Source organism: Chryseobacterium oleae (genome assembly GCF_900115055.1).
Classification (GTDB): Bacteria; Bacteroidota; Bacteroidia; order Flavobacteriales; family Weeksellaceae; genus Chryseobacterium; species Chryseobacterium oleae.
Map to the genome: position 1 here is coordinate 13,920 of NZ_FOVD01000004.1, position 23,868 is coordinate 37,787.

16 protein-coding genes are annotated in these 23,868 nt (G+C 39.5%); 4 read left to right on the forward strand and 12 right to left on the reverse strand.

All coding sequences use genetic code 11. The annotated features are described in order from the left end of the window. Positions 1–2 precede the first annotated feature (2 nt). The 12 genes from BM143_RS13765 to BM143_RS13820 all read right to left on the reverse strand — a co-directional run bounded on the left by BM143_RS13765 (position 3) and on the right by BM143_RS13820 (position 17,440). The gene (locus tag BM143_RS13765; protein ID WP_072924685.1) at positions 3–629 is read right to left on the reverse strand and encodes an NAD(P)H-dependent oxidoreductase; all 627 of its coding nucleotides are present in this window, start codon (positions 627–629) and stop codon (positions 3–5) included. A gap of 130 nt (positions 630–759) precedes the next feature. Then, positions 760–3,018 carry a T9SS type B sorting domain-containing protein gene (locus BM143_RS13770; RefSeq protein WP_090025036.1) on the reverse strand — a complete coding sequence of 753 codons (2,259 nt, stop codon included), beginning with the start codon at positions 3,016–3,018 and terminating at the stop codon, positions 760–762. A gap of 243 nt (positions 3,019–3,261) precedes the next feature. After that, complete coding sequence (locus BM143_RS13775) at positions 3,262–5,514, reverse strand: T9SS type B sorting domain-containing protein (RefSeq protein ID WP_090025037.1); 2,253 nt, start codon at positions 5,512–5,514, stop codon at positions 3,262–3,264. Between the two features lie 158 nt (positions 5,515–5,672). After that, positions 5,673–6,149, reverse strand: a complete 477-nt coding sequence (gene rnhA, locus BM143_RS13780; RefSeq protein WP_090025038.1) for a ribonuclease HI — start codon at positions 6,147–6,149, stop codon at positions 5,673–5,675. A gap of 85 nt (positions 6,150–6,234) precedes the next feature. Further along, entirely contained in the window at positions 6,235–7,824 is a 1,590-nt protein-coding gene (dnaB, locus tag BM143_RS13785) for a replicative DNA helicase (RefSeq protein WP_034723999.1), read from the reverse strand. A 389-nt stretch (positions 7,825–8,213) separates the two neighbouring features. After that, a complete protein-coding gene (locus tag BM143_RS13790) occupies positions 8,214–10,331 on the reverse strand; it encodes a T9SS type B sorting domain-containing protein (RefSeq protein WP_090025039.1) in 2,118 nt (705 codons plus the stop codon). A 103-nt stretch (positions 10,332–10,434) separates the two neighbouring features. Beyond that, positions 10,435–12,570, reverse strand: a complete 2,136-nt coding sequence (locus tag BM143_RS13795) for a T9SS type B sorting domain-containing protein (protein WP_090025040.1) — start codon at positions 12,568–12,570, stop codon at positions 10,435–10,437. A 91-nt stretch (positions 12,571–12,661) separates the two neighbouring features. Further along, complete coding sequence (locus BM143_RS13800) at positions 12,662–13,897, reverse strand: MFS transporter (protein ID WP_034723996.1); 1,236 nt, start codon at positions 13,895–13,897, stop codon at positions 12,662–12,664. 93 nt (positions 13,898–13,990) lie between these two features. Continuing rightward, entirely contained in the window at positions 13,991–14,353 is a 363-nt protein-coding gene (locus BM143_RS13805) for a hypothetical protein (protein WP_034723995.1), read from the reverse strand. A 69-nt stretch (positions 14,354–14,422) separates the two neighbouring features. Next, positions 14,423–15,922, reverse strand: coding sequence for a GH3 auxin-responsive promoter family protein (locus tag BM143_RS13810; RefSeq protein WP_090025041.1), 1,500 nt, complete (start codon positions 15,920–15,922; stop codon positions 14,423–14,425). Between the two features lie 670 nt (positions 15,923–16,592). After that, positions 16,593–16,865 carry a hypothetical protein gene (locus BM143_RS13815; RefSeq protein ID WP_090025042.1) on the reverse strand — a complete coding sequence of 91 codons (273 nt, stop codon included), beginning with the start codon at positions 16,863–16,865 and terminating at the stop codon, positions 16,593–16,595. Positions 16,866–17,047: 182 nt separating this feature from the next. Continuing rightward, positions 17,048–17,440 (reverse strand): hypothetical protein, encoded by a 393-nt coding sequence (locus BM143_RS13820; protein WP_090025043.1) that lies wholly within the window; start codon positions 17,438–17,440, stop codon positions 17,048–17,050. A 256-nt stretch (positions 17,441–17,696) separates the two neighbouring features. Here BM143_RS13820 and mfd point away from each other — a divergent pair, with 256 nt between their 5' ends. From mfd to BM143_RS13840, 4 genes are all read left to right on the forward strand, one after another. Continuing rightward, positions 17,697–21,065 carry a transcription-repair coupling factor gene (gene mfd, locus BM143_RS13825; protein ID WP_090025044.1) on the forward strand — a complete coding sequence of 1,123 codons (3,369 nt, stop codon included), beginning with the start codon at positions 17,697–17,699 and terminating at the stop codon, positions 21,063–21,065. A gap of 355 nt (positions 21,066–21,420) precedes the next feature. Beyond that, entirely contained in the window at positions 21,421–22,242 is an 822-nt protein-coding gene (locus BM143_RS13830; protein WP_090025045.1) for a hypothetical protein, read from the forward strand. Between the two features lie 3 nt (positions 22,243–22,245). Beyond that, positions 22,246–23,061: a hypothetical protein gene (locus tag BM143_RS13835; RefSeq protein WP_090025046.1), complete on the forward strand. Its 816-nt coding sequence runs from the start codon at positions 22,246–22,248 to the stop codon at positions 23,059–23,061. A gap of 7 nt (positions 23,062–23,068) precedes the next feature. After that, complete coding sequence (locus BM143_RS13840; RefSeq protein WP_090025047.1) at positions 23,069–23,812, forward strand: hypothetical protein; 744 nt, start codon at positions 23,069–23,071, stop codon at positions 23,810–23,812. Positions 23,813–23,868: the final 56 nt, after the last annotated feature.

Here is a 23,868-nt window from a genome sequence, read left to right on the forward strand (position 1 = left end):
TATTAAATAAATTTAAACAATTTTTCGTTTGGTTTTCTTACTTTTTTCATGTGCTGGAAATGATCTTCCTCAGAACGGTAGCCTAAAGCGAGGGTAACGGTTACTTTTTCTGTCTCCGGATTGATGTTGAGAATCTCTTCTATCATATCCTGGCGGAAGCCTTCCATGGGGCACGAGTCTATATTTTCAATCGCAGCGGCGTACATCAGATTCGCCAGTACGATATAAGACTGTTTTTCTGCCCAGTTGAAAATTTCATCCTGTGTTTTTTGAACAATGTGTTGGTTAATGCTTTTTCGGAACAGATCCAGTTTTTCAATGGGAGTTTCTCTTACCTCTGAAATATGATTGAAATAGCCATGAATATAGCTTTCGTCAATTGTTTTCTTTGAAATAATGACAATGAGGTGAGAGCAGGTGGAGATCTGCGATGGATTATAGAAAGCCGGAATTAATTTCTGTTTCATTTCCTCACTTTCCACCACCAATACTTTATAAGGCTGAAGCCCTAGCGAACTGGCAGACAGTTTTCCTGACTCAAGAATATTGTACAGGGTATCTTGAGGAATGATCTCGTGATTAAATTTTTTCACAGAATATCTTCTGCTTAAAGCTTCCAAATAATTCATAGGACAAATTTAAGAATTGAATATGAATAAAGAGCTTTTAAAATGAAATATCTCCCGTTTGAAAAAACAAAAAAGGATCACGCCAAATTTGACGTGATCCCGGGGTATTTAAAAAATAATCAATTTCAATTTATTCCCTGTTTTTCACCATAATCCAACCTGAGAATTTGATAGGAGTATTCTTGCTGTTATTCTCATTCCATGTGATAGAGTACCAATAGTTTCCGGTAGGCACTTTCTTGCTTCCGTTGGTGGTTCCATCCCAGGTGTATCTGTTGGACTTGTCTGCCTGGAACATTTTATATCCGTATCTGTCGAAGATTCCGATTTCCAGATTTTTTTTGTTGGCCAAAGCCGAATAATCTATGGCATCATTCACACCGTCTCCGTTTGGAGTAATAACGTTGATCAGATTAGGAACTGTAATGTCGATTTCAATAGGTTCACAATCATAGCTGTCCTTTACATAGATTTTGGCTTCTCCTCTGGCAACACTGGTGAAGACATTGGAATCCTGCCAGTTTGTATTATCCATTGAATATTTGTAAGGAGGAGTTCCGCCATTGGCAAAAACAGTGACTGTGCTTCCGGAAATATCAATGCTTGTAACCACAGGCTGCTCTGAAGCATATACTTTGACCGTCTGTAAGATGGTACAGTCTCCGGTTTTTAGTTTTACCCAGTAAGTTCCAACGCCTACATTGTTGATGGCCTGTGTAGTAGCACCCGTGCTCCAGATATATCCGTTGAATCCAGGCCCCGCATCAAGTGTGGTTTTATCTTCAATACAGATGATCTTGTCTTTTAATACGCTGGAAAGAGTCGGTGCTATAACTGTAAGAGTCACTTTTGCTATAGAATAACATCCCTGTGCGTTAAATACTTTCACATAAATTACTCCCGAAGGTGCAGTATAGGTGGCGAAATTTAAAATTTCATTTGTTCCGCCTACTGCATCAGCCATAGATGGATAATATTTTTTAGGTGCTGTTCCTGCAATGACCGGAGCATTGGCTAAGTTGAATGTCCCCAGTGACGGATTGGTCTCAAGGAAACATGTTCTTAAAGATGCATCCGTAACAACGACAACCGGGTTAAGATTCAGAGTGACTTTTGCATTGCTGACGCATCCCTGAGGAGTTGTTACTTTGGCAAATAGTACTGCTGCTCCCGATGCATAAGCCGTAGGGTTAGGAATCTGATTGATTCCGGCATTCAGATCAAACATCGTATTGTAAAACTGCATCGTACATCCTGGAACCGTTGTCAGAGCGGCTGTTGTAAGGTCAAATGTTGCAGTCCCTGCATTATTGTTGTTACAGCCTGTCAATGTGGCATCTGTAGCGGCAAATGGTGTAGGATTAAGCTGTATGACGCCATCGCCATTATCACATAGCGTAGAACTCGGGTCTTTGATGACGACCTTAATTGTTGTGTTGCCTGTGTATGGGAAATTGGTAGGATTCGTAATAGGTGTTGAACTTCCTAAAACATAGTAAGTGAATACATAGTTTGCCGGATTGTTCACAAACTGTGCATTGAAAGAAGTCAGATCCACAGATCCTGCTCCTGTTGCCGGATTGGTACAGACAAACGGGGTAACGGTAGCGTTCAGGATAGGAACTTTATCTACAAAAACTTTTACATTTTTGATTGAATGCCTTGCACTCGCACCTCCGGTAGCTGCTGAGAAACCGAAGTATCCCTGTGACATTCCTATGGCTCCTCCTGAAGGGGCAAATGACTGGTCAACAATAAGGACACCATCTAATTTAATTTTAATGATCCAGTTGGTAGGGTTCGTAAGGTCTGTTTCCCCGTTTACTTCTACGTGTTTGTAAGTAGGTCCTACAAATGGCTGGGTAGTGATAAGATCCGGAGAGTGAAATGTACTTCCGGGAGTTGTGTTGTATTCAATATTACTTCCGGCAGAATCATTGGTTCCATACAGTAAATGTATTTTACTCATCTGTCCTTCTGTGGAATTGTTGAAAATATCAAATCCTACCATCAGTCCTGATGCGTTCGCCGGAATTCCAAGTCCGCCTCCGGATACAAATCCTGTTGGAGGATTCACCAGATACCAGAATGTAAAGCCGTCACCACGTCCGAACTGTGTGGTTCCGTTTCCATCGATCCTGAAGTCGAATTCTACCTTCCATTTGTCGCAATAGCTTAATGTGATGGGAGTAGCCAGCTTTACAGCACCAAACAAGCTGGTGTTATCTGTGGTAAGACGGATGAAATCGTTTTCAACAACTGCGTTGGAAACAAGGTCCCAACCCGTAGTGTTGACAGGGTTTCCGGCCAGTTGATAAGTCTGTGAAGACAGCTGCCCTGAAAAGCCTAATAAAATAAATAAATAGTAAATGAGTAGTTTTCTTTTCATGAAGCGATTGGTTTAAGGTTATTGAGATAAATATATTTATTTTGTTTGTGACTGTATAATGAATAATTGTCAATTGTTTGGTTAAAATTGTCAATTTAAAGTTAATTCTAACTGATTAATAAAAACATTAAAATGATATTGCTATTTTCTTGTATTAGGTAAAAAAATACATGATTAATTCATTTTCAATTTATATTATTAAAAAAATCACTCCAGATAAAGAGTGATTTTTTTAATAGAATTTTATTCTCTGTTTTTTACCAATACCCAGCCTGAGTATTTGGTAGCGGTATTGTTCTTGTCATTTTCATTCCAGGAGATAGAGTACCAGTAAGTTCCTGTAAGGACCTTTTTACCGGAAGCAGTTCCGTCCCATTTGAAGTTTCTGATTTTGTCAGCTTCGTATAGTTTATTGCCGTATCTGTCATATACGATGAACACTAGATTTTTCTTATAAGCCAGAGCAGAATAATCAATAAAATCATTGACGTTATCACCGTTCGGAGTAATGGCATTGATCAGGTTTGGAACGGTGATCTGTACTTCAACAGGTGTACAGTTGTAAAAATCTTTCACGAAAATCTTAGCTTCGCCTCTGTGAAGTCCTGTGAAAGTATTCGAATCCTGCCAGTCTATTCCATTCAGTGAATATTTGTATGGCGGAGTACCTCCTGATACATTGACGGTTACCGTGGTATTATTGATATCGATACTTGTTACCACAGGATTGGCAGAAGCAATCACTTTTACAATTTGAGTTGTGATACAGTTTCCGGTTTTTAATTTTACCCAATACAAACCTACGCCAACATTTTGAATCGATGGTGTGGTTGCGCCAGTGATCCATTCGTAACCATCAAAGCCGGGACCTGCGTCCAGATTGGTTCTTCCGTCGATACAGATTATTTTATCTTTTAAAACAGAAGACGTTACAGGTGGCAATACAATAAGATTTACTTTTGCCAGTGCAAAACAGTTATTGGAGTCCGTTACTTTTACATAAATCGCTGTACTTACAGACATATACTGAAGCGGATTGACAATTTCATTGGTTCCGGCTAAAGCATCTGCTACAGAAGTATAATATTTTTTAGTGAAACCGCTGGTCAGGGTTGTTACATTAGCGGAAGTAAGGTCAAATACGGCATTTGTAATATTGTTCTGTATAAAACATGAACGCAGCGTGACTTCTCTTACAGGGGTTTCCGGTAAGAACGCCAGGGTTATTTTTGCATTGCCTGTACAGCCAAGAGGTGTGGTTACTTTTACATAAACACTTCCCGGTGCGGAAGTATAAGTGGCCGGATTGGTAATTTCATTCGTTCCGGCATTCAGGTCAGCAAGCGTTCTGTAATATTTTTTAACTACAGAAAGTCCACCGGCGACATCTGCCGTGTTGAGGTTGAATAATCCGGTTCCTGCCTTATTGTTGTTGCACGCCAATAAAGTTTTATCAGTAAGCAGTAGAGGGGCGAGGACAAGCTGTATTTTCCCGTCGGGGTTATCACATAATATTCCAGCGTTATCCTTTACAACTACGGTAACCGTTGTGTTCGCATTGAACTGGAAGTTGGTAGGAGTTGTAATGGGCGTTCCCCCTTGAAAATAAGTGAATGTATAGTTGGAGGGGTTGCTTACAAACTGAGAATTAAAAGTCGTTAAATTCACAGATCCGAATCCCGTGGAAGGATTTGGACAGAAAGACTGTGTTGCTGAAGCCTGTAAAATCGGAACTTTGTCCGTGTAGATTTTTACGTTTTTAATGGAATGTCTTGATCTCGCGCCTCCCGTAGAAGCCGAGAATCCAAAATACCCAATCGTCATAGCCGCTGCAGTACCTGAAGGAGCAAATGACTGGTTGCAGATCAAAGTTCCGTCAATGGTAATTTTTACAACCCAGTTCACAGGATTGGCAGGATCTACCTGAGCGGTTACTTCAACATGTTTATAGGTGGTTCCCTGAAAAGGAAGCGTTGTATTCAGATCCGGCGAGTGGAAAGAACTTCCTGCCGTGTTGAAAAACTCTACGTTATTGGTATCCGATGTATTGGCTACCTGTCCGTAAGCTACATGGACCTTACTCATTGTTGCTGTGGTGGTATTGTTGTAGGTGTCAAATCCTACAATAAAACCTACGGCATTTTGTGAAACTCCAAGACCGGAGCCCAGTACACTGGCAACGGGAGGATTGGCCAGATACCAGAAGGCAATACCGTCTCCATTGGAAGTTTGGTTGGAATCCATTCTGAAATCGAATTCCACTCTCCACTTATCACAGTATTTTAAGTTGATTTGATCATTCAGGCGTATGGATCCGGATTGGTTGTTGGTATCCGGGGTGAGCTGAATAAAATCACCATTTACCTGTGCGGGATTCACCATCGTCCATCCTGTTGTAGCCACCGGATTTCCTGTTAACTGATAGGTTTGGGAAAACATTCCTCCAGACAAAAAAATCAGAAGGAGGGAAATATAAGACAGTAAAAATTTATTCATTGAATTGGGATTACTTTTAATTAGATGGTGTAAATATATTAAATCCCAATTAATTAATGCGTGTTCAATGTTAATTTTACTGAATATGATAGTAAATTTTCAATAATGATAAGGAAAACTAAAGAATGTCGTATGTGATGAGTAGTAATTTAGATTCATTAAAAAAGAGAGTTGCTCTCCAAACCTTCGAAATAAGTGTCAATTTCCAGATCTGATGAGTTGGCTGCTGCTACGGCAAGTTTATCACAAAGTTCATTTTCAAAATGTCCTGCATGACCTTTTACCCAGTGCATTTGTGGAGTATGTTTATTGTACATCTCGATGAATCTTTTCCAGAGGTCCGGGTTTTTTACATTTTTCCATCCTCTTTTAATCCATCCTGCGATCCACTTCTGATTCACGGCATCTGCTACATATTTGCTGTCTGTATAGATGTGGATATCGTTCTCCGAAGACTTTAGTTTTTCCATAGCGGAAATCACAGCCAGGAGCTCCATCCTGTTGTTGGTGGTTTTTCTGAAACCTTTGGAGAATGTTTTCTGGTAGTTTTTCTCAGGAACGCGCATAAGGATTCCATAACCTCCTTTTCCGGGATTTCCGCTGCACGCACCGTCTGTGTATATTTCTATTCTCAAAAGTTCAGGTATATATAAAATCAGTATTCCGCTACAAATAGCATACAGAATACTGATCTGTTATTTAATTTAAATTATATGGGTTCTAGAACGGGAAATCATCATCGTCATCGAAATCGTTCATCGAAGACCCGGAAAGTTTTGAACTGTCCGGAAGATCAAATGCTGCACCCGGCTGAATGGTTGTCTTGATCTTGTCAAAACCACTTGGTTCATTAGATCCGAAATTAGAAGGATAACCTCCCATACCGCCATCTAACGCAGCTTCGATGTCACCAAATTTAGCAAAATGCTTTAAGAATGATAGTCTCACATCCGCAGTCGCACCATTCCTGTGTTTTGCAATAATCAGCTCGGCCTGGTTTTCCGTTGGGGTTTCTGCACCTTCTTCATCATTATCCCATACTGCAATTTTATAGTATTCCGGTCTGAAGATAAAAGATACAATATCCGCATCCTGTTCAATCGCTCCGGATTCCCTAAGGTCAGAAAGCTGAGGTCTTTTTCCTGGACGGGCCTCCACACTTCTCGACAGCTGGGAAAGTGCAATTACTGGTACGTTAAGTTCTTTAGCAATTGCTTTTAGTGAACGTGAGATCATGGAGATTTCCTGTTCACGGTTTCCTACTCCTTTTCCTCCGCCTCCGGCAGTCATCAGCTGAAGGTAATCGACCATGATCAGTCTTACACCGTGCTGCATCACCAGTCTTCGGCATTTTGCACGGAAGTCGAATATAGAAAGGGAAGGGGTTTCGTCAATAAATAGCGGTGCATTTTCCAGTTCCGATACATTGGAGAACAGTCTCTGCCATTCTTCATCGTCCAGAGTTCCTTTTCTCAGTTTTTCGGAAGAAATTTTCGTTTCGGAAGCAATCATCCTGGTGATCAGCTGTACAGATGCCATCTCGAGAGAGAACAGCACCATGGGAATCTTGTGGCCTACCGCAATGTTTCTGGCCATAGACAGAAGGAATGCTGTTTTACCCATCGCGGGACGGGCTGCTATAATGATGAGGTCGGAATTCTGCCAACCTCCGGTTTCTTTATCTATATCTCTGAATCCTGAAGGAACCCCGGAAAGTCCTTCCTTGTCCTTCAAAGATTTAATGGTATCGATGGCTTGTTTTACCAATGAATTGGCCGTATCAAATCCTTTTTTGATCGTTCCGTTCGTGATCTCAAAGAATGACTGTTCTGCTTTGTCTAAAAGTTCAAATACATCTGTAGATTCTTTATAGGAAGAATCAATCACGTTGGCAGATACATTGATCAGGCTTCTTAAGATATATTTTTCAAGAATAACACGTACATGGTATTCAATGTGGGCAGATGAACTTACGCCCATGGTAAGATCAATGATGTAATGATCTCCGCCGGCCTGGCTTAATTTATCTTCTTTCTTTAGCTCCTGAATGATCGTCATAAGATCGACAGGATGGTTACCTTCATAAAGTTTTAAGATCGTAGCAAAAATGACCTGATGTCTGGGATCGTAAAATACTTCCGGAGTAAGAAGGTCGATAGAGTGGTCAAGACCTTTCTTGTCAATAAGAAAAGTTCCTATCACCAGTCTTTCAAAATCTACAGCATTGGGTGGCATTTTTCCATCCGCAATAGACAGTTCTCTTGCAAAGTTTCCGTGTGTAAGGGATGATAATGTTTCTTTCTGAGCCATGATGCAAAGATAGTTTATTTAAAAAAAATAATTAAAAAATAGTAACTAACAAGTTATCAGCATTCCTGCGTAAGATGCAATGGACAGAAAGTATGAGAATGTTAGTAAAAAAGGGGGATCAAAAATAGAAAAATTTCAATAAGTAATACTCAATCAGATGAAAATGATGATTTTTTTTAGATGTCAGATGTCAGATGTCAGATGTCAGATGTCAGATGTCAGACGTGAGACATCAGATTTCAGACAATAGAACGCATAAGAGCATCTCCTGTACCCCGAAGCTCTCCGATCCTTAGACTCTCAAACCGGAACTCTTGCATCCCGGAAACTTCCAAATAAAAAAAGACTGCCATGTATGACAGTCTTTTTTTTGTGATGTAAGAATAGATTTATTCTTTATTTTTTAGCAGTATCCATCCTGAATATTTCGTTTCGGTACTGTTCTTATCGTTTTCGTTCCATGAGATCGTATACCAGTAAGTTCCTGTAGGGATTTTCTTACCTGAAGCCGTTCCGTCCCATTTGTAATCTCTCATTTTGTTAGCCTCATAAAGTTTGTTTCCATATCTGTCATACACAATGAAAACAAGGTTTTTCTTATAAGACAGAGCAGAATAATCAATCTCATCATTGATCTTATCTCCGTTTGGAGTAATGGCATTGATCAGATTCGGTACAGTCACTGTAATCTGGATAGGGTTACAGTTGAAAGAATCCTTTAAAAAGATCTTGTTGTCCCCCCTAGGTAGTCCACTGAATGTGTTTGCTGCCTGCCACGTAATACCATCTAGTGAATACATATAAGGAGGAGTTCCGCCTGAAGCATTCACCGTAATCGTGTTGTTGCTGATGTCTACAGAAGAGATCACAGGTTGCGAAGAAGCAAAAACGGTTACCGTTTGAAGTGTAAAACATTTTCCTGTTTTCAGTTTCACCCAGTATACCCCGATTCCTACATTGCTGATGGTTTGCGTAGTAGCACCGGTGCTCCATTCGTATCCGTCAAATCCAGGTCCTGCATCTAATGTTGTTTTAGCTTCAGCACAGATCGTTTTGTCTTTCAGTACTGCAGATTTTACAGGAGGAAGAACTTTTAATGTGATTTTGGCAATATCATAACACTGATTAGCGTTGGTCACTCTTACATATACTTCAGTACTTGTTGTAATGTAAGCATCCGGATTCGCAATAGGATTTGTTTCCGCTTTCGCATCGTTGAGTGTTTTATAGAATTTACTTGTTTGTCCTGCTATTGAACCTACGTTAACTTTTGTAAGGTCAAACTTAGCCTGCAGGATGTCGTTTTCTATATAACATTCTTCAACAAGTGCATCTCTAAGTGTGACTACCGGATGGAATGATAATGTAATATTTCCTATAGCAGTACATCCAAATGCGGAAATTACTTTTGCATAAACCGTCTTCTGAGCAGAAATATAATCGGTAGGACTGGTGATCTCGTTGGTGTCAGCATTCAGATCGGCCATGGTCGGGTAGTATTTTTTTGTACCGCCGGTGAATACATCTGCAGTGGTAAGATCAAACTTTCCGGTTCCCTCACCGTCATTATTACATGCAAAAATGGTAGCATTCTTAGCTGTGATGCTGGCATTTACAAATTTAAACTTCCCACTGATGAAGCATTTATTGACCACATTGTTAGGGTCGTCGGGATCCAGATATCGGATTCTGTAGTAATAATCGGTTGTCGCATTTACCGTTGCAATCGTTAGAGGATTATCTCCGGTAACTAAATCATTGGTGTCATTATGGTAAGTAACTTTAAAGTTAGGGCTATTTCCATTGATGATACCTGCAGTAAGGGTATTAAAATTAAACTGTGAAGGAAGTCCGCATACCATCACCGTTGTAGGATCGGTTGGAGCAGCTCCTGGAATTCCTGGTGGAATAAAAGGGTTAGGAGCAAGAGTTGGATTGTTAAATGCTGAGCTTAAGGTAGCAGTACCGCCCCAGATCAGCTTAAACCCATCATCAGAATTTCTATGATTGTCTATAATAAGATAATACGTTTGTCCTGCCAGTACGTCCATGTACGGGCTCCATTCTGCCTGGTTACCTCCGGTTCCGTTTGCATTGGGAGTTGCAGGCGGCGGCACGGTCAGGCTGAGTCCGGTATTTCCACTGGCAACAGTACCCACATAGTTACATCTAAGGGGTGTTACAAAAGCGTTGCCGGATTGTAGCGAGGTGCATCCATTAGTGGTTGGGCCATATACAGCAAAATCGTAGTCATCTGTATTAACGTTGGCATCGATCACAAAGGTTAATGTTCCAGGTGTTGCTATCGTAAAAGTATACCATACTGAGCGATTTTCATTGATGGCCAGACATCCGTTTGCTGAAAGATTCTCAGCAATAGTTCCATGGTCTGATGGTGTGTAGGAGATATCCGAATTTCCACAGAGTGGAATAGCTGTAACGCAGTCGGACTGTGCATAAAACACCTGCGCTACAAATAGAATTAAAAGAAGTAATGTTTTTTTCATGTTTAAAATGATTTTTGTGAAACAAGATTTGAGAAAAATAAAGTTATCAGCATTTATGTTAAAAAAAACCGCCCCGTAGAGCGGTTTTCTGTTTTTATAATGATTATTCTCTGTTTTTTACCATTACCCATCCTGAAAACTTGAATGGTGTATTCTTTTTGTCATTTTCATTCCATGTTACAGAGTACCAGTAGGTTCCTGTAGGGATCTTTTTCCCGGCTACTGTTCCGTCCCACTTATATCCGTTAGACTTATCCGCCTGATGGATTTTCGTACCATATCTGTCAAAGATACTCAACACAAGACTTTGTTTTCCTGATAATGCTGAATAATCTATCACATCATTTACGCCATCTCCGTTTGGTGTAATCACGTTGATCAGGTTCGGAACCAGAACTGTAATATCAATCGGCTCACAGTCATAAGCATCTTTTACATATACTTTGTGGTCACCTCTTGAAATATTGGTGAATACATTAGAGTCCTGCCAGTTGATATTATCCATAGAATATTTATAATCTGGAGTTCCTCCGATAACATTCACTGTGATCGAAGTGTTTGAAATATCAATGCTTGATACCACAGGTTGCTCAGAAGCATATACTTTTACTTTCTGTAGTGTGATACAGTTTCCGGTTTTTAATTTAACCCAGTAAGTTCCTACAGCTGCATTGTTAATCGCCTGTGTAGTTGCTCCCGTGCTCCATTCGTAACCACTGAATCCAGGACCTGCATCCAGTGTCGTTTTATCCTCGATACATATGATTTTATCTTTTAAAACGCTTGAATAAACGGGTCCCACTACAGTCAGCGTTATTTTTGCAATATTATAACATCCCTGTGCATTGAATACTTTTGCATACACTACTCCTGTAGGCGCTGTGTAAGTAAGGAAGTTTAGAATTTCGTTCGTTCCGCTTATGGCATCTGCTACAGACGGATAATATTTTTTCGTTGCTGTTCCTGCAGTTACAGGCGCATTGTTAAGATTGAATACTCCAAGTGAATGATTGGTTTCAATGAAACACTCTCTCAAAGAAGCATCCATAACCGCTACCAGTGGATGGAATTTCAGAGTGATTTCAGCAGTTGCTGTACATCCGAATTCATTGGTTGCTTTTACAAATATTTTTCCTTCAGCCGATACAAACTGATATATGGATGGACTCGTGATCTCATTCGTTCCTGCATTCAGGTCGAACATCGTAGGATAATACTTTAACGTATGGCCAGGTAAAGCTCCAATCGTAGCAGTCGTAAGATCATACATTGCTGTTCCGGAGTTATTATTACTGCAACTTGTAAGCGTGGCGTTGTTTAAAGCAAAACTACCGTCCTTGAATTTAAATTTACCAGTAATAAAACAGCCATTCATAGGATTTGTCGGATTCGTCGGATCCTGATATGCAATCCTGTAAAGGTAAGTTGTTGTAAAGTTTACGACCTCTGAAGTCACAGGGTTTCCTCCTGTAATAACATCATTGGTGTTTTTATGGTAGCTTACTTTGAAGTTGGCACTGTTACCGTTGATAATTCCTGCGCTAAGGGCAGTAAAGTTGAAAGGAGTAGCCAGTGAACATACAGCAATTTCATTCGGGTTTGCAGGGTTTGCTGCAGGCTGTCCTGGTGTTACAAACGGGAACGGAGCTAATGCAGGATCGTTGAATGCAGAGCTTAAGCTTGCAGTACCTGTCCATGTCAGTGAGAATCCATCCGGTGAACTTCTGTAGTTATCCACAACCAGATAATAGGTCTCGCCAGCCTGTACCACCATATGAGGGCTCCATTCTGCAAGGTTTCCTGCACTTCCGTTTGTATTTGGCGGTGGAGGAGGAGGTATTGTAAGCAGTAAACCTGTATTTCCCTGAGATGCTCCTGTACCGTTGAAATTACATCTTACAGGCGTTACGAAAACGTTAGCGTTGTTCAAAGATGTACAACCGTTTGTAGTAGGGCCATATACGGCAAAGTCATAATCATCGGTGTCAATCACCGGATTAATAACAAATGCCAATGTTCCTGAAGTGGCTGCCGTAAAAGAATACCACACCGAAAAGTGTTCATTTTCAGTGTCACTCAAACATGAGTTAGCACCAATACCTTCGAGGATCAGTCCAGGTCCGGAAGGGGTATATGAGATATCTGAGTTTCCACAGACAGATATTGCACTAATACAATCTGACTGAGCATATAAGATGCGCGAGCAGATGATTAGAAAAACGAGTAATGCTTTTTTCATAAAGGGGGATTTAAAAAAGACAAATATAAAAAATTATTAAAGTTAATTTAAAGATTTTGTGATATATTTAATAGAATGAGCATATTATTGTCTAATAATTCATTTTCCTCAGCTTGGGATTGGTGCTTGCGACTAAGAGTGCTACGAGTACGGTCATGCTTCCCCCAAAGACTACAGAACGCACTACGCCGAGTAACTTTGCCATCAGCCCGCTTTCGAATTGCCCCATTTCATTACTGGACATGATGAATATAGAATTTACACTCAGTACACGCCCTCTGATGTGATCCGGAGTTTTCAGCTGGACAATAGTTCCTCTGATGACCACCGAAATTCCGTCCAGCATTCCGCTCATGACAAGGAATATAAATGAAAGCCAGTAAAGCTTGGATAATCCGAAACCAATGATGCAGAGCCCGAATCCGGCCACAACCACCAGAAGAATTTTTCCTTGATTCTTTCTTAAAGGAACCACGGCCAGAAGCGTGATAATGCACATAGAACCAATATCGGAAGCGGCATTCAGAAGCCCGAAACCTTCCGCTCCGGCATCCAGAATATCGGTGGCAAATACCGGAATCATGGCAACAGCTCCTCCGAAAAGAACCGCGAACATATCCAGACACAAAGCACCCAGAATTTCTTTCGTCTTAAAAATATAGGAAATTCCTTCACGCATACTTTCAACCACATTCACTTCCTCTTTTTTATACTCCGAATGTTGCTGTTTCAGTTGCCAGAAAAATAATGAAGCCACAAATATTAACGAAATAATAACGATCAGCGTCCATTTTACTCCGAAGAACCCGATAAGAAGTCCGCCCGCAGCATGTCCGCATACCGAAGAAATAAGAAAGGTAGCCTGGTTCAGCGTAACAGCATTGGGAAGGTTTTCTTTCTTTACGATTTTTGGAATCATTGAAGGTACGATAGGTCCGATAAATGCGCGGGCAATCCCTGTGAAAAAGATGACACCATATATAAAATAGGTGATCTCGTGCCCATTGAAGTGCATTTCTACATTGAAAAATGCAGGAATTAGCAGCAGGCCGATCAAGAAAATATAAGCATAATTACAAATCAGCAGCAGCCTCTTTTTTTCGTTCATATCAATCACGTGGCCCGCATACAGGGCACAGCTTACCGCCGGAATGACTTCCGAGAGACCAATAAGGCCTATTGAAAACGGATCTTTTGTTAATTGATACACCCACCATCCTAGTAAAGTAGCAAGCATTCTGAAGGCTAAAACAATAAAAAATCTTCCGGTAAGAAGATTCCTGAATTCAACATTTTGCAATGTTTTTAACGGCGTAAAGGAAATCATGCACAAAAATAGCCCTAAATATTTATTTAAGGCTGTTTATATGCTGTTTTTTTAAATGATAAATCAAATAGGTCCCGAAAGATAAAATCTATTTTAGTCCGCTCTCAGTGAACTGATCACAATTGCTGCAACACCCGCTGCTCCGATGACGGTAGCACCCGCTGTAACTCTTGCCTTGCTTCTGTCTTTTACAGCAGCAACATTAGATTTTGGAATGATCACCTCTGTACTGTCTTTTTTACCGGCAGTTCCAATAAGGTTTTCAGCATCCGTATTTCGGAAAAGCATCTTCTGTTTTTTGGAACCATCTTTCATGGTAACTACGTAAACCTTTCCGGCTTGAAGATTAGAATAATTGTTTTTTGAAATGTCATCGCTGTACTTTGTTGTCGCGCAGGATGAAATCACAAATAAAGATGTTAGTAAAGATGATTTTAAAAGTACAGATGCTCTCATTATTATTTTTTATTTTTCCAAATTTATAATTTTTTTCGAATATATGTTTTTTGAATTGAAAAAATATCTTTAAAGTTTGTAAATTTCTAATAGATCTGCAATTTTTCTGTCATTGGCAAGTCTTGGTGTTTTGTTCTGCCCACCTAGTTTACCCTGAGATTTTGCGTACTCATGAAAGGCATTCTTTTTTAGCAGACTGATATGGAGCGGCTGAAGAATATTTCCCGTAATAAGATCATCGTAGTAGGTATTTCTCTTACGAAGTTCAGTATCCAGCTCGTTTCTGAAGGATTCTAAATGTTCAGGTTCCTTTTCAAATTCAATCAGCCATTCATGATATGGAAGTCCCTCAGCCGGGTTCACCTGCGGGGCAAGATGAAACTCTGTGATTTGGGCTGGATGCTTTTCTAAAGCGGCTTTCATCGCCTCTTCCACTTCAAAAGCGATCACGTGTTCTCCAAAAGCAGAAGTAAAATGCTTGGTTCTTCCACTTACCAGAATTCTGTACGGATCCTTATCGATAAACCTCACCACATCACCTATTGAATAGGCCCATAAACCTGAATTGGTCGTAAGAATCAAGGCATAATCTTTATGAAGTTCAACCTCTTTAATCGTTAATCTTCTGGCGTTCGGTTTACCGTATTCTTCCAGGGGAATAAATTCATAGAAAATCCCATGATTGGTTAAAAGAAGCAGTCCTTCTTTGGTATAGTCATCCTGAAAGGCGAAAAAACCCTCAGATGCAGGAAATGTCTGAATAATATCAACTTTTCCACCCAAAAGATCCTCCATTTTATCGCGATAAGGTTCGTAGTTAACACCTCCGGTTACCAAAAGCTGGAGATTCGGGAAAAGCTGTTTGATCTTTTTACCATGTTTTTCTGAAAGTTTTTCAAAATACATGATCAGCCATGGCGGAATTCCCGAGATCAGTGTCATGTTTTCATGTTCCGTTTCTTCAATGATTTTATCCACTTTGGCCTCCCAGTCTTCCATTACATTCGTTTTCCAGCTCGGAAGTCGGTTTTTCTGAAGATAAGTCGGAATATGATGGGCAACGATTCCTGAAAGTCTTCCGGTTTTTATCCCGAAAACTTCTTCCATTTCCGGGCTGCCCTGAAGAAAGATCATCTTTCCATTCACAAAATCGGCATTGTCTTTTTGCGCGATATAATGGAAAAGTGCACTTTGAGCACCCGCAATCTGAAACGGCATTCCTTCTTTTGAAATGGGAATGTATTTGGATCCTGATGTGGTTCCCGAAGTTTTAGCAAAATATTCCGGAGTATCTGTCCAGAGAATATTAGCCTGTCCTTTTTTTACCCTTTCGATGTAAGGTTTCAGATCTTCATAGTCGGCAACAGGAACTTTTTCCTGAAATTCCCGGATGGAATGGATGTTCTCAAAATCATGCTCCCTTCCGAAAAGAGTTTTCTGAGCCGTCTTTACAAGAGACAGCAAAAGAGCTTCCTGATTTTTCTCTGAGTTTTTTTTGAATTCCCCGGTTTTCTGAACATGTTTTTTTGCCCAGACCAATGCCGCGTTTTTCTTGAAGAAATTTAACATGCCTCAAATTTATAAATAAGTAAGTTCAGTCTCAAAACTTTGGGAATAAAATAAAAAATAAATACAAGCGAATCTATAAGGTGTCGCCATCTTAAATATGTCTTTAGATTTTTTTAAGCAACAAAAGAATGTTTATAATGATGAGCTCTCGCAGATGATACGTATAAAGCAGATGAGTAAAAGTAAAAATCTGCATCATCTGGTTAATCTGCGTGAAATTTTAAAATCATGTGATCTGGGATTAATCTTAAAACTTTGGGAGTAAAACAAATACAATCAAACCTAATAGTCTGTTTAAAATTAACCTTATTTTTCTTAACCTCAATAAACTTTAGTTTATTTCTTAATTTAAACATTAAGGATTTAAGCAGTATATTTATTGTTATGAATGAAGAAATCAATAAATTGATTTTTTAAAGTTCTTTAAGCATCCCATCTTTTAAGGCCTTAATGTCTTAATGTTTTAAAAAAATTGCTTCCCAAGTTTTCAAATTAATCCGTGATCTGTATCCATTCCCTTCATCGGAATGAATGAAATTGATTCCACCTGTGCTTTCCTTTGTAGAATATGGAATCATTTTGATCCGGATAAACCATAAAAAAAACCGGCGAATGAGTTTCACCGGTTCTTCGAAATTTGATTATGAAAATAACAACTATATGTTAAAGTTTACTTGTTGGCTTTGTACCTCTTGTCTGGAGTACCGTCTTTCTTAAGGTTTTTATTTTCTTTATACCTTTTGTCCGGTGTTCCGTCTTTTTTCATTTTAACTGCCGGTTGAGCAGGTTTAGCCGTTGCTGCTGGCTGAGCTGTTTTAGCAGCCGGAGCTTTTACTGTTTTTGCCGTGTGATGAGGAGCTGCGGTAGTTGCCGGAGCAGTTTGCTGTGCAGTTGCAAATCCTAGTCCTAATGCTAGTGACATTGCTGTTAATAATTTTTTCATGAGGGTGTATTGTTTATTTTTTCTTGAGTAAAGATATACAAAAAACGGGCTGGAAAACTGAGATTTATAACCTTAACTAAAGTTTATTACTGCTTAAAAAAAACTTAAAGCAACTCTCTCGGAAATAAAATAAGCCTGCTTTCATAATGAAAACAGGCTCAATTGTAAATATGAATGTTGATTTATCGTGTACAGTTGGCAGTCCATGTTTTACCATCTTTCGCATAGAAAATTTTAAGTTCGTTATTATCTATTCTGATGTAAGAGGTAGCATTGGATCCTACCATGACCAAAGTATGGTCACCCTGTTGCTGAAATTCCACCCCGTTAAGATCCGGAATGCCGTTCGAGAATGCGAAATTATATTTCGTTCCACTGGCAATTTTTGTTACAAAAACACTTCCGTTATCTGTACTGTTGTTGGTAGAGCCATCATTGTAAGAGATACTACCTTTGTAGGTTCCTGCGAAGAAATCATTGTTTACAGGATCATCGTCATTACTGCATGAAGCGAAAGATAATGTGGCCACAAATACCAGCATAAGTACGCCTAAGATTCTGATTGCTTTTTTCATAATATTATTTCTTTAAAAGTTTGATGAGGGTAAAAGGCCAAACATTATGCCATGCAATAAAATGAGAGTTTTTTTAACTTTTTATTAGATAAGTTTGTAAAAAATTAAGATTTGGGTATGTATTTAGTTGTTTTGTATGAGTTTTGGTAAAATAAGACTTATCCTGTGAAGAAAAAATTATCCTTACCTTTGTTGAGCATCAACGGTTTCGGAACACTCCCGAAATCGCTTTTGTCGTTTTATACCATTACTATTTATGCAGCTAAAACCTATTCACGAAAAGTTTCTTCCCGATCTTCTTCAGAAAGAATTTGGAAAGGAAATCTTTACTCAGTTAGAAAGCAGCCAGCATATTTCCGTGAAGGGAAGTGCAGGCTCATCGGTTTCCATCTTTGTTGCCGAACTTTTTTTAACGCAGAAAAAAACTGTTCTTTATCTGGTAGATGACAAGGAAGACGCCCTGTACGCCAATACAGAAATGGAAGATTTGCTTGGAAAGGAAAAGGTTTTGTATTTCCCGGCTACGCATCTTGAGCCTTATCAGGTAGAGAAAACGCAGAATGCCAATCTCGTACTGAGGACGGAGGTTTTAAATAAAATCAATTCCGGGAAGTCACCCAAAGTGATTGTGGCGTACGCAGGGGCATTATCTGAAAAAGTATTAAAGAAAGAAGACTTTAAAGCAATTTCGCATCATATAAAAGTAGGCGACCAGCTGGATTTTGATTTTGTAGATGAACTGCTGAATCATTATAACTTCCAGCAGGCAGATTTCGTTTCAGAACCGGGAGAATTTTCCGTGAGAGGAGGAATCGTTGATGTCTTCTCTTACTCTTATGAAAAGCCGTACCGTCTTACGTTCTTTGGGAATGAAGTGGAAAACATCAAGACTTTTGATATTGAAACCCAGCTGTCCATAGATAAAGTAAAAGATTTTCAATTGGTTTCCAATATGAATTTTTCGGTAACCGGAACCAGAGTTTCTCTGCTTCAGCTTCTGCCTAAAGAAAGTTTTGTAGTGTCCAGAAATGGGGCTGTCGGGATGCAGAAGATCAGATCATTTTATGAGCGATCACTGGAGAAATACGAAACATTAAATAAAGATATTGCCCACAGAAGGCCCCAGGAGCTTTTTATTTCAGATCAGGAATTTCTGTTTGATTTTAAAAAGTTTAAAACCGTTGATTTCGCGGGCACTTCTATGGAAGGGCTTAAAGAACTCACTGAGATCAAAGTGGAACAGCTTCCACAGCCTTCTTTCCACAAAAATTTTGAGCTCCTGATTGAAGATCTGGAAGAAAAACAGAACGAAGGTTTTGATACCTGGATCTCTTTTTCCACAGAAAAACAAAAAGAAAGACTGGAATCTATATTCGAAGAGCTTGAAAATGAACTTCCTTTTAAAAGTTTCAGATCTGAGCTTCATGAAGGTTTTGTAGATCATGTACATAAAATTTTGGTGTATACCGATCACCAGATTTTTGACCGTTACCAGAGATATAAAGCCAAGAATACCTTTGCAAAATCTGAACAGCTTACCCTGAAAGACCTAATGTCTCTGAAAATTGGCGATTATATAGCTCACATCGACCATGGAATAGGGAAATTCATGGGGCTGGTTAAGGTGAATAATGACGGTAAAATTCAGGAATGTTTTAAGCTGACCTATAAAAATGGAGACTTATTATATGTAAGTATCCACTCACTTCATAAGATTTCGAAATACAACGGTCCGGACGGAAAAGAAATTGTACTGAGTAAACTCGGTTCCCCGGCCTGGAAATCATTAAAACAGAAAACAAAAGCCAAAGTAAAACAGATTGCTTTTGATCTTATAAAACTATACGCCGAAAGAAAAACGGCAAAAGGTTTTTCATATACGCCTGATTCTTATCTGCAGAACGAACTGGAAGCAAGCTTTATTTATGAAGATACTCCGGATCAGGAAAAAGCGACCATTGATGTAAAAAGAGATATGGAAGCAGATACTGTGATGGACAGGCTTGTTTGCGGAGACGTTGGTTTCGGTAAAACGGAGGTGGCCATTCGTGCAGCATTTAAAGCGGCAACAGACGGAAAACAGGTTGCTGTACTCGTTCCAACAACGATTTTGGCATTCCAGCATTTCAGAAGTTTTAAAGAAAGACTGAAAGATTTTCCGGTGAATGTTTCTTATGTCAACAGATTCAGGACAGCCAAACAGAAAGCAGAAGCTTTAGACGGCCTTAAAAACGGAAAAGTAGATATTATTATAGGAACCCATCAGTTGGTCAGCAGTTCGGTTAAGTTTAAAGATCTTGGTTTGCTGATCATTGATGAAGAGCATAAATTCGGTGTATCCGTGAAAGATAAGCTGAAAACCCTGAAAAATAATGTAGACACACTTACCTTAACCGCGACTCCGATTCCTAGGACGCTTCAGTTTTCATTAATGGCGGCAAGAGACCTTTCGGTGATTAAAACGCCACCGCCGAACAGACAGCCCGTGGATACTCAGTTGATTGGCTTTAGCGAAGAAATTTTGAGAGATGCTGTTTCTTATGAACTTCAGAGAGACGGGCAGGTTTATTTTATCAATAACAGGGTGGAGAACCTTAAAGATATTGCCGGATTGATCCAGAGACTGGTTCCTGATGCCAGAGTCATTACGGGACACGGACAAATGGAAGGTAAACAATTGGAAAAGAATGTCCTTGATTTCATGGAAGGGAAATATGATGTTCTGGTCGCTACCACCATTGTTGAAAGTGGAGTAGATGTTCCCAATGCCAATACCATCTTCATCAATGATGCCCAAAGATTCGGGATGGCAGATCTTCACCAGATGAGAGGAAGGGTAGGACGAAGCAACAGAAAAGCATTTTGCTACCTGATCACGCCTCCATACGATATGATTACTTCTGATGCCAGAAAACGTCTTGAAGCCATCGAGCAGTTCTCTGATTTGGGAAGCGGTTTCCAGATTGCAATGAAGGATCTTGAAATCCGTGGAGCAGGAGATCTTCTGGGTGCGGAACAGAGTGGTTTTATCAATGAAATGGGCTTTGAAACGTATCAGAAACTGATGCAGGAGGCTCTGGAGGAATTAAAAGATGACGCAGACTTTGAAAACCTGTTCGACAATGAAGAGGACAGACAAAAGCTTTTTAAATCTGTAAAAGACGTCAATATTGATACTGATCTGGAACTGATGCTTCCCGATTTCTATATCTCGAATACGGAAGAACGACTTTTACTCTACCAGAAAATCGCTGAAATTGATAATGAAAAGGATCTTTATCAGTTTGAACTTGAACTGATCGACCGCTTTGGAGCACTGCCGAAGGAAGTTGTCAATTTATTGAAAAGTGTTGCGCTGAAATGGTTGGCCGCCGATATAGGATTTGAGAAGATTGTCATGAAGAATGGCGTATTTTTAGGATATTTCCCGGCTAATCCTCAGGATAAATTTTATCAGACAGACAGGTTCAGACATATCATCAGTTATTTAACGCAAAATCCTGCTGAAGCCCAGCTGAAAGAAAAGATCGGGAAGGAAGGAAACCTGTTGATGATGAGAAAAGAGAAAGTGAAAAATGTAGATGAGGTGAATGTACTTCTGAAGACTATTATCGGACATAATTAGAACAAACGTACCACACTTTTGTGCTCATAAATTAAAAAGAGATCTGAATTTGAATTTTCAGGTCTCTTTTTTCGTTAAAAAAGTTCGACTTAAAAACCAAAAAAATGTGGTACCACGCAGGTTTTAACGTGTTTTAAAATCACAGTATAATGATAAAAAATAATGCTGTATCTACCATTATTAAGGAGTTTGGAGACTACTGGTCTTTTGGAACATGAAAAAAAGTGGAGGTTTGTAGTAATAATTCTACTTTTTTGTACAATTAATTCTACAGCGTAATCACTTTATTTCTACAGGATTAAGAGCTTATAAATGGTTTTTTATGATTTAAATTCATACCTTTGCAGCCCTTATTATGAAAAAAATTATCTATTGTTGCGCAGCCGGTTTTTTATCGCTTTGTGCCAACGCGCAGGTGGGACTTGGGACTGCTTCTCCTAAATCTACTCTCGATGTCAACGGGAAAATCACCTTAAGAAAAGAACTTAGAGTAGGCGGTACTTCAGATCAGGCGGGAAATGCAGGATTGAACGGCCAGGTTTTGGTTTCACAGGGAGAAGGTTTGCCTCCTGTCTGGAAATCATTGAATGTTTCCTTTATGGAAGAGGGACAGTACAAATTGATCAATTCGTACCTGTCATCAGATCAGGCAGGTATTACAGATCTTTCAAACGGTATACAGGCAGACAATATCTATAAAAATAATGTAGGTGATGATATTACGGATGCTACAAAAGGGAAGTGGTCTAAAATAGCCGGACTTGCAAACAATTTTGTTATCAAGAATGGTAAAAACAGACTGACGTATCAGTTTCAGACAGGTGTAGAAATGAAAGCTCCGAATTCAGGAACATCTCAGTCTGTAACCTTTACCTGTGGTGTTTTCAGAAACGGAAAACTGGTAGCGGTACGTCCTGATAAGGTGGTTTCTAATAACAATACAGAAAAATCCGGTATTCAGGATTATATTTTCACGCTGAACTATACGGAGCAGAATGTTCCTGTAGGGACGCAGAAGCTTGAAGTGGCGTGTAGAAAAATCAATACTTCCAATCTTAATTCACAGTTTACGGTCGGACGTAATGTTTCCGATACCAATACGGTCTCCAATGCATTTACCCTTGAGTCTATCATGAAAATAGATGTTATTGAGTACGTAACTTATAAAAGCAATTAATTGATGAAAAATAGTATATCAATCCTGTTGGTAATGGCAGGACTGTCTCTTTCTGCTCAGGTGGGAATTAATACAGCTTCACCGAAAGCAAAACTGGATGTCAATGGTGATGTCAATTTAAGAAATAAAATCGTTGTTCAGAATGCTCAGGACAATACCCTTTCTCAAGGGAATAATGATCAGATCCTTGTTTCTCAGGGGGTAGGTTATGCACCCATCTGGAAAAGTCTTCGTATTCCGGAATATGAGCCGAACAAATTCTATTTAATATTCAACAACTCCTTTTCAGACAGAACCGGAGTGAAATTTACCAGCGGAGAACAATCTACGATCACTTCAAAAAATACTGCTTTTACTAAAGGAGCTGATATTTCCAACCTTCCGGGTTTTAAAAAAATAGCAGGTCTTTCTCAGCCGATCAGTGTATTCAGTACAGACAGTAAGACGTATTTTCAGTTTGAAACTGTGGTGCAGGCCGATCTTCCTGCCAATGGAACGACAGATATTTCTATAGATTATGCATGTGGTATTTTTGTGGATGACAAACTGGTCAATCTTAGACAGAGAAACTTAAAAGCCAGTAGCGCAACCAGTACTTTCATTACTCACAATCAAATCGGTGTTGTAGCTAATCTTTCCAAAGGACAGCATACGGTAAGTGTTGCCTGCTCAAGACTGGCATCTTACAGAACAGGCAATGATGTGGTACTGGCTGTGGGAATCAATGCGGATACGAATATTAACAACTTTATCGCGCAGTCTTCCCTAAAAGTGGATGTATACGAGATTCCTCAGGTATTTAACCCAATTATAAATTAATCCAGGCATGAAAAAAATTATTATCATACAATCTTTGTTATGGGCTGTAGTGGCCACTGCACAGGTGGGAGTCAATACGCTCAATCCTGTTAATATGCTGGATGTAAACGGGGATATTAATGTAAGAAAAGAGGTCAGAACAGGAGGAACGAACCTGTTGAAAGGATCAGCCGGAGCTGCCGGAACTATTCTTCACAATAATTCTGAAATGAATACCAATGACTGGAAAAGCATTAAAATTGCAGACGGACAAGGGAGTATGTCTGTATTTTCACTGAATACAGTGGCGGATCAGACTGGAGCGGTGTTTTCTTCTCCAAACGGGGTTACCACTCCTTATCAGGAAGGGACCGCTATTAGTAATGCGTGGACCGTTCTGCCTGGAACTAATGACACTTTTTCCATCACGAATGGTGTAAATAAAGTGGTTTTTACTTTCCAGACTACGGCTCAGAAGACGGGAAACAATAATTCATCCTCAGGTTTTGCCTGTGGTGTCTTTGTGGATAATACTCTAAGGGCGGTTAGAACAGATGTATTAATCGGTTCCGAGGGAAGCTACAAGATTTTTAATCTGAATGCTACACTGACTAATCTTACCCCAAAGAATAATTACGCTGTAAAAGTGGCTTGTACCAAGAGAAACCTGAACTCAGGAACATTGGGAATAGGGACAGCCGTCAATGGTGAATTTCTGAATAATGAAATGTCTCAGTCTGTTTTAACGACATCCGTACTGCAACCGTATTAATTTCATCAGACAACATAAATAAAAACCTAAAAGCATCATGTTTTTAGGTTTTTTTT